The 4,070-nt window shown below is 57.7% G+C and carries 3 protein-coding genes; 1 reads left to right on the top strand and 2 read right to left on the bottom strand.

The features are described 5' to 3' along the window. Positions 1 to 157 precede the first annotated feature (157 nt). Both IP68_RS15900 and ybaL read right to left on the bottom strand, forming a co-directional pair. Positions 158 to 481 (bottom strand): hypothetical protein, encoded by a 324-nt coding sequence (locus IP68_RS15900; protein WP_156318200.1) that lies wholly within the window; start codon positions 479 to 481, stop codon positions 158 to 160. Positions 482 to 562: 81 nt separating this feature from the next. Next, positions 563 to 2,188, bottom strand: a complete 1,626-nt coding sequence (gene ybaL, locus IP68_RS15895; RefSeq protein WP_054135999.1) for a YbaL family putative K(+) efflux transporter — start codon at positions 2,186 to 2,188, stop codon at positions 563 to 565. A gap of 947 nt (positions 2,189 to 3,135) precedes the next feature. Between ybaL and IP68_RS15890 the strand changes: the two genes are divergently transcribed. Continuing rightward, positions 3,136 to 3,915: an NYN domain-containing protein gene (locus IP68_RS15890; protein ID WP_054135998.1), complete on the top strand. Its 780-nt coding sequence runs from the start codon at positions 3,136 to 3,138 to the stop codon at positions 3,913 to 3,915. Positions 3,916 to 4,070 lie beyond the last annotated feature (155 nt).

Genomic DNA, 4,070 nt, shown 5'->3' with positions numbered 1-4,070 from the left:
ACGGCCCATCATTGCACAGCTACGCTCGTGCAGGAGTCGTCCACGCCATCACGTCAGTTTCGGGTCGTTCGGCGAGTTGCCCTTTCTGGAGGGTTGATCTCCATAGATGTCGTTGGCAGCTCTAGATTCTATGAAAGCTTGTTGGCGATTTTGAACACTACCGACCAATGTCCCACAGCATTGAACAAGCCAATGCCGCGATGACAAAAACCACCAACAAAACGGCTATCTGCATCGGTGTTGTCCGAAACGCCTTTCGATGCTCATCCTCAAAGGCCGCGATCTTGTAGCGCACGGTCTCGTCGCCCTTTAGGCTACCGATATCCAACAACGGTCCATCGCTCAGGAATGCAAGTATTTCGGCGTTCTCGTCACGGCTGGTGTTTGGATACTGCTCCAGCAAGTGTTTGACCCTTGATTTATTTTTGTTGTCAAAATGTGCCTCGGTTCGTGATCCCGCAGCTTGCCTGTCATTGTTCATTGGTAATGACTTCCTGTGTATCAATTCAAAATTGGGGTGAGAGTGGCGCCTTGGTTGGTGTCGCCAGCTGGTATTGAAAACCTATGGTGTCCCGAGCAGAGCCAACATGCGCCCCGCGGTCTCTTCTTCGGCCAACACGATTTGCGTCAAACCCAGTTTTTTGAGGTGGTCATATTCATCGCGCGAATGCGCACGCGCGATCACCTTGATGTCCGAGTTCAGTGATCTCGACCGCTGGAAAATCGCTCCTGCTTCATAGCCTTCGGGGATGGCGATGATCAGCTGTGCTGCCTGATCGATGTCAGCCTTTTCCAGAACGCCGGCGTCCACCGCGTTTCCGCGAACGGTTTCCACCCCTTTGCGCACCGCTCCGGCTACCTTCTCCGGACTGTCCTCTATGACGATCAGGTCCGTGCCGCTCTCCAATAGGTCTGCCGCAACGTATTGGCCGACCCGGCCATAGCCGATCAGGACAATATGGCCTCGGTTGGTGTCTGCGGCTGGAGACGGGTCGCTTGCCTCGATTTTAGCGTAGGCCTTGCTGACCCACGTGAAGAGGAACGGGTTGATAAAGATCGAGATGATCGCCCCGGCCAAGATCAGATCGCGTGCTTCGTCTGGCAATACGCCAAGGCTTGTGCCCAGCGATGCCAGAATGAACGAGAACTCGCCGATCTGGGCGAGGCTCAGAGCAATCGTCAGACTTGTTTTGGTCGATTTCCGGAAGAGCCTGGCGATAGCGAACGCCGCCAATGATTTGCCTACGATGATGATTGCGACCGTGGCAAACAATGGCAGCGGCTGTTCGACGAGCACGTTCGGGTTAAACAGCATGCCAACAGATACGAAGAACAACACCGCAAACGCATCGCGCAGCGGCAAGGTCTCCTCGGCAGCCCGCCTGCTCAGTGCCGTTTCACCCAGGATCATGCCTGCGAAAAAGGCGCCCAGGGCAAATGACACCTCGAACACAAATGCCGCGCCAAAGGCAACGCCAAGGGCGATGGCCAGCACAGCCAGACGGAACAGCTCGCGCGATCCGGTATGCACCACCCAGTGAAGCACGCGCGGGATGATCCGGCGGCCAATCAGCAACATAAAGACGACAAAGCCCGTAACCTTGAACAAGGTTGCTGCCATGGGCTGGGCGACCATCATGAAATCGGCGCCGTCAGGGTTGGTTGCAATTCTCGCCAGCGGAGGCAGCATGACCAGTGCCAGCACCATCACGATATCTTCGACGATCAGCCAGCCGATGGCGATCTGGCCGCGCTCTGTCTCTACCAGATTGCGCACCTGAAGGGCACGCAACAGCACCACCGTACTAGCGACCGAAAGGGCGAGGCCGAAGATGAAGCCGGCAATCGGCGTCCAGCCCATGAACCACGACAGCAACATGCCCAGCAGCGTAGCCACCGCGATCTGCACGATCGCGCCGGGCACAGCGATGTTCTTGACGGCCATCAGGTCGCGGAGCGAGAAGTGCAGCCCCACACCGAACATTAGCAAGATCACGCCGATTTCAGCGAGCTCATTGGCAATGCTGGCATCGGCAACGAAGCCTGGGGTGAACGGTCCAACCAATACGCCGGCGAGCAGATAGCCGGCTATGGGTGAAACCTTGAGGCGTTGGGCCAGCGCGCCCATCAGGAACGCGACGACAAGACCAGCGACGATCGTGCCGATCAAAGGGGTAGCATGATGCATATATTGTGCTCTCAGGATCGAGAGAAATCGAATGAGCCGTTAATTCGTGATGGCGGTACTAGTCCGGCTTGCACGCGACACAGCTCACATTTGAGAACGCATTGAAGAGGTCGTGCTGCTGGCTTCCACACCCGATGAGCTCATCGCACCCAGCGGCAGTTTAATCGTCAGGCATATTGCACTGCCGCTTCACGCAGAGTGCCTCAACAGCAGCAAAACGACGCTTCGCTTAAGCCTCTCCAGGCGGAGCACGAGGGCCACCTCCGGGCAATCGGCGTTCGCTTGCGGCATCGTCTTTGGCTGAGTGGACTAGTGGTGGCAGCATCGCCGCGAAAGCTGGAGCATTCGTCCAGGACAACGATGGCAACCCAGGGTCTGCGGTATCCATCGTACCGCCAAGGTCCATCGTGTCTGATCGCGTGCCTACTGCCGCAAGATTTGCAGTTTCCTCGGAATCGTTCCGCGCGAGTGCGACCTGGGTGGTCGCTGGATTAAATGCAGAGCCCACGGTCTGGGATGACGGCAAACTGCCAGGCAGCAGTGCGCTTGCCAGCGCCACGAACAGCGCAATGAAGGCCGCAAACACGACCCTGTGTTCGTGCAAAGGATGCGCGATTTCGTCAGTAGGCAGTGCAAGGCAATTGGAAGATTCCATTTGTTGCAGACTATCCGAAAGGATGGCCGAGGTAAACCGCCATGCCTCGAACGCCCGGCACTGGACCGCGTAGGTGATTATCCGATTTTCCCGTTCGGATCGGTATCACTGGCGCGTGAGGATTTCGAAGGCGGCGCCATAAAGGATGGGTTTTCGCGGACGTTCACAGTGAGGCGGGGCGGATGAACCGGGAATGGCCGGTTCTGGCAGTAGCGGCCATTTGCGCGTGTGAGGGTGAACGACTTAAGTTGGGTCGTAACAGGGCGTTAGGACAGATCAGCTAGCGTGTGTTATGGCCATCGAACTTGACCGCCCCCAGAGGCTCGCAATTCTGATCGACGCGGACAATGCATCCCCGCGAGCGGCTGCGGCGATCTTCGAGGAGATCGCGACCATAGGCGAGGCCAGCGCCCGGCGCATTTATGGCGACTTCTCCGGTGCGCGCCTCAAGGGTTGGTCCGAGGTGTTGGCCACTTACGCCATCATCCCCCAGCAGAATTTCGCCAATACGGTCGGGAAGAACGCGTCAGACATCGCCTTAGTCATTGATGCAATGGATCTTCTCCACAGCAGCAGGTTTGACGGATTCTGTCTGATATCGTCCGACAGCGACTTTACACGACTTGCCGCTCGCATCCGTGAGCAAGGCCTCGATGTCTATGGCTTCGGCGAACAGAAGACTCCTGAAAGCTTCCGCCGGGCGTGCAAGCGGTTTATTTATACTGAGAACCTGCTCCCCCAAGGCGATGGATCGGCGCTTTCTGGAACAGAGGCCGAGGGGAGCGCGTCGGCCGGTGGATTATCCAAAATGCCTCCGACTGCTGCGATACCGCTTATTCGAACCGCCCTCAGCCAGTTCGATGATGTCGACGGATGGCAATTTCTTGGGGCGGTCGGCACACGTATTGCCGCGCTGATGCCCGACTTCGACCCTCGCACCTACGGATGCCCAAAGCTGCTGACGCTCATTGAGAGGTCAGATGCCTTTGAAGTCAGGCGCGACAGCTTGAAGGTCTATATCCGGCCGAAGCAGACCGGGGCGCAGAAGCCAACGACAAACCGGCCCAGTTGACATGCGGCATAAATGCACAGGCGGGGCCGCTCTATCGAAAGCAGCGTGGCGGCTTCTGGCGGAACCGGACGTTTAGCTCGGCGCTCGTGAATGGCTGGGTCTGTGAAGGGTTTCGGGCGCTTGCGTACGAAAGCCTCCAGTGCAGGAACCCGCGG

This window comes from Blastomonas sp. AAP25, assembly GCF_001295965.1.
Taxonomy (GTDB): Bacteria; Pseudomonadota; Alphaproteobacteria; order Sphingomonadales; family Sphingomonadaceae; genus Blastomonas; species Blastomonas fulva.
The sequence above is the reverse complement of the archived record's forward strand: the minus strand, read 5'-3'. Positions and strand labels throughout refer to the sequence as shown.

Coding starts and splice junctions, on each gene's coding strand:
- IP68_RS15900 (WP_156318200.1), bottom strand. CDS start 481: ATGAACAATGACAGGCAAGCTGCGGGATCACGAACCGAGGCACATTTT.
- ybaL (WP_054135999.1), bottom strand. CDS start 2,188: ATGCATCATGCTACCCCTTTGATCGGCACGATCGTCGCTGGTCTTGTC.
- IP68_RS15890 (WP_054135998.1), top strand. CDS start 3,136: ATGGCCATCGAACTTGACCGCCCCCAGAGGCTCGCAATTCTGATCGAC.